The following is a 3,647-nucleotide window of genomic DNA, read 5'->3' on the forward strand; positions in this document are numbered from 1 at the left end:
CACCCGCTCCCCGTTACCGCCGCGCGGCCCGATGTCCCCGCCGACCAGCCCGATGTCCCCGCTCGCCCGCACCAGCGCGGGCCAGGCGTCCAGGAGGGCCGCGAAGTCCGCCATGTCCGCCCGCGCCTCGGCGAGCAGTTCCGCCCGCCGCCCCGCGAGCAGCTCGGCCGCCGCGCTCCAGCGCCCGCCGAGCGCGCGGTAGGCGCGCTCCAGCACTTCCAGCCGGCGCACGTCGCCCGACCGGTCGGCCCGCCCGGCCTCCCGTACGAGTCCGGCCACCGCCGCGGTGCGCACCCGCCCGCCCTCGTCCAGCAGCGCCTCGCCCTCGGCCGCCATCGCCGCGTACACCGCGTGCAGGTACGGCACGGCCAGGAAGAACTTCGCCAGGCGCACCTGGTAGGCGAGGAAACCGGTGCCGGTGCGGCGCTCGCCGGTGTGGTGGTTGACGATGTGCCGGTTGTGCAGCACCCCCGGCAGCCGCGCCCCGAACACCAGGTGCAGCAGGAAGTAGTCGCTGCCGACGGTGTCCCGGGCGGGCGGCAGCGGCGCCCGGCCGTACACCTCGCGCGTCAGCGCCACGTTGCACATGTCGACCCGGGTGGGGGAGACCCGCGTCAGCGTGGTGTGGTCGCCCGCGAACGGCTCCGCGCCGCGGAACGCCTCGGCGACCAGCTTCCCGCGCCACAGCGGCGGATGCTGGTCCGGTACGGACAGGGCGACCACCTCCGCGTACACGGCCGGGTCCAGCCGCCGCACCTCGTCCAGGTCCACCGACATCTCCCCGGTGAACGAGCCGCCGGCCAGCGCCACCGGCCGGCCGGCCGCTTCGGGGCCTAGCCGGCTCGCCGACGCCAGCGCGGCCGCCTCGGCGGCCGGCCGGCCCAGGAACGCCAGCTCCTGGTGGATCGGGAACACCGGCTCGCCGTCCGCTCGCTGGTATCCGCTGTCGGAGTCCCGGCGGTGCACCGAGGCGCAGCCCAGGGCCTCGGCGAGCAGGAACGCGCGGTTGGTGCACGCCCCGTAGGACACTCCGTCGGGCAGCATCAGCGCGGTCAGCCGCTCCGGCTCGGCCGCCCCCGACTCGGCGGCGGCCCGCCGGAGGAAGGCGCGCTGCGCCGCCTCGTCGAGATGGTGCACGACCACCCCGGGCGCCGCGGGCAGTCCGGCGACCACCCGGCGGTGCTCGGCCCGCGCCGCCGCGTCGGAGGAGTCCAGCACCAGCAGGTGCACCTCCGCCCCGAACTCCCGCGCCCCGTAGGCGGCTTCCTCCGCGATGGCGGCGAGGGCGGCACCGCAGGGCCGGTGGGTGGGCAGGGTCAGGCAGACGCGGCGCACGCGCCCTCCCCGTCCGCCGCCTGGTGCCACGAGGTGAGCCCCAGCAGCCTGCTGCCGAGCCCGTCCAGCTCGGCGGTCGGATAGCGCTTGGACTCGTGCAGCACCGGATCGCCGACCAGGGTGCGGTTCCAGCGCGGGGTGCGCAGGTGCCGCCAGGACTCCACCCGGGAGGCCCGCAGCCGCTCGTGCTCCTCCAGCGCCGGCATCATCGACAGGTACTGCACCGCCCGCACCCCGCTCTCGGAGAGGTTGCGGGCCACCCCGTGGGCGAGCAGACCGTTCCAGATCAGCAGGTCGCCCGGGCCGAGGTCGGGCCGGACGACGGGCAGTTCGGCGCGGTTGATCTGCGGGCGCAGCGGGTCCCGCCCCTCCGGCTGCGCGACCCGCCACCGCTCGAAGGTGGAGAACAGCTCCGGGCAGCACTGGAAGCCGCCGGTCTCCGCCGCGGTGTCGTTGAGCGCGATGATGCCCTGCACCCGCTGCGGCGGCACGCCGAGCGTGGTGTCGATGTCCCAGTGCAGCTCGATGTCGAAGCCCCGGTCGGTCTTCTCGATCAGCGCCCGGTCCCGGTTGCCGCGGTTGGGCGGGTTGAGGTTCAGCCGGTCGAGGGTGACCCACAGCTCCTCGCTGTCCCACACGTCGACGAACGCGTCGTACACGCGCCGGTTCTGGCGGCTGTCCCACAGCAGTTGGTGGTGGTACGCCTCGACGAACCCGTACACGTGCAGCTGCCGGTCCAGCTCGGAGCGCCAGGGCCGGTCGGCGTACCAGGTGTCCGGCCGATCGGGGTCCAGCCCCTGGAACTCCCAGGCGAAGTCCAGCAGCCTGCCCGCCGACGCGGCCGGCACGGCCTCCCGGACCACCACGTACCCGTAGGTCTGCCAGTGGGCGAAGTCCTCCTCGGACAGCACCCGCAGCGGCCGCGTCTTCGCCAGCTCCCGCAGGGTGCTCTCGGCGAGGTAGGACTCGCCGTCGGCGCTGAAATAGGGGCGGTCGGTCGCCGCCCGGTGCAGCCGGGGACGACGGGAGCGGTACGGGGCGGGTGCGGCCATGCGGGTCCTTCGGGACGTCCGGAGCGCGGGTCCGGCGGGGCGGGTAACACGCCGCCCGAACACTGGTCTAGACCGCAAGCCTCTGTCAAGTCCCGTTATGCATGGGCGACATGACCGGGTCCCTCGCTCGAGCCCTGGTCTAGACAACCAGCCCTCCGGCGGCCTAGTGTCCACCACCCGGAGCCGGTGCGACACGGGGAGCGGCCGGCCGCACCTGTCAGAGAACGGTTCCCATGAACACCACCACCCCGCCGGCTCCGCCCCTCGGCAGCCCCGGAGCGGGCCTGGTCGTCCTCGACCCCGCCCACACCGCGCTCCTCACCGGCCTCGACCGTGCCCTCGCCGGCCTGGCGGCACGCCTGTCCGCGCCCGAGGTCACCGGCCCGCCGCTGCTGCCCGCCGACGGACTGGCCAAGCTGGACTACTTCCGCAACTTCCCCCACCTCGGCGTCGCCGCCGGCCGCTTCGCCCCGGACGACCACGGCGCCCTGGCCGCCGGCGCCGCGCCGGACGGCCTGCCGCTGCGACCCACCGGCCACCTGCTGCCCTCCGCCACCTGCTACGGCCTGCTGCTGGCCCTCGAAGGACAGGACCTCGGCGACGAGGGCCTGCGGCTCTCCGCGTCCGGCCGCTGCTTCCGCAACGAGACCCACTACGACGGGCTGCGCCGACTGTGGGGCTTCCACATGCGCGAAGTCCTCTACCTGGGCGCCAAGGACGGTGCCGCCGAACACCTCGACCACGGAGCCGAGTTCGTCCTCGAACTCGCCGCCCGGCTCGGACTCGCCCTGAGCCGCGCCGTCGCCGACGACCCCTTCTACGACAAGGGCGGCTCCCGCGCCAGGCTCATGGCCCTCGACCCGGTCAAGCACGAGTTCTGCGCGCCCGACGGCACCGCCATCGCCTCCGTCAACCGGCACCGCAACTTCTTCGGCGACCGCCTGCGCATCAGCGCCGGCGCCCACGGGCCCGCGCACAGCGCCTGCGTCGCCTTCGGACTCGAACGCTGGGTGCACGCCATGATCCTGGCCCACGGCTCCCCGGCCCGCGCCCTGGCCGCCCTCACCGACGCCGGACTCCCCTCTGCCCTCTCCGCCCGCTCCACCTCCAGCCCTTCCGCCCCCCCCCCTTCCTGACCGCGCCCACACCGAGAAGGAACCCCACCGCACCATGCAGCGCATCACCGAGTGGCTCCACGAGAAGAACCCCGGACTCCACGGCCCGATCGGCCCCGACGAGGACCTCATCGAGGCCCCCCCC

Annotated in this window: 3 protein-coding genes and 1 pseudogene; 2 read left to right on the forward strand and 2 right to left on the reverse strand. The window is 74.8% G+C overall.

The annotated features are described in order from the left end of the window. A partial coding sequence (locus tag C6N75_RS24905) for a DUF6271 family protein (RefSeq protein ID WP_219852911.1) occupies positions 1–1,335 on the reverse strand: 1,335 nt, incomplete at its 3' end. After that, positions 1,317–2,387: a phytanoyl-CoA dioxygenase family protein gene (locus C6N75_RS24910; protein WP_105871138.1), complete on the reverse strand. Its 1,071-nt coding sequence runs from the start codon at positions 2,385–2,387 to the stop codon at positions 1,317–1,319. The genes C6N75_RS24905 and C6N75_RS24910, both read right to left, overlap by 19 nt. Positions 2,388–2,620: 233 nt before the next feature. Here C6N75_RS24910 and C6N75_RS24915 point away from each other — a divergent pair, with 233 nt between their 5' ends. Both C6N75_RS24915 and C6N75_RS31825 read left to right on the forward strand, forming a co-directional pair. Continuing rightward, positions 2,621–3,523, forward strand: a complete 903-nt coding sequence (locus tag C6N75_RS24915) for a class-II aminoacyl-tRNA synthetase family protein (protein WP_258177598.1) — start codon at positions 2,621–2,623, stop codon at positions 3,521–3,523. Positions 3,524–3,557: 34 nt separating this feature from the next. Continuing rightward, positions 3,558–3,647, forward strand: a pseudogene (locus C6N75_RS31825) (acyl carrier protein); the annotation flags it as partial.

The sequence above is a fragment of the Streptomyces solincola genome, from assembly GCF_002982015.1.
Taxonomy (GTDB): domain Bacteria; phylum Actinomycetota; class Actinomycetes; order Streptomycetales; family Streptomycetaceae; genus Streptomyces; species Streptomyces solincola.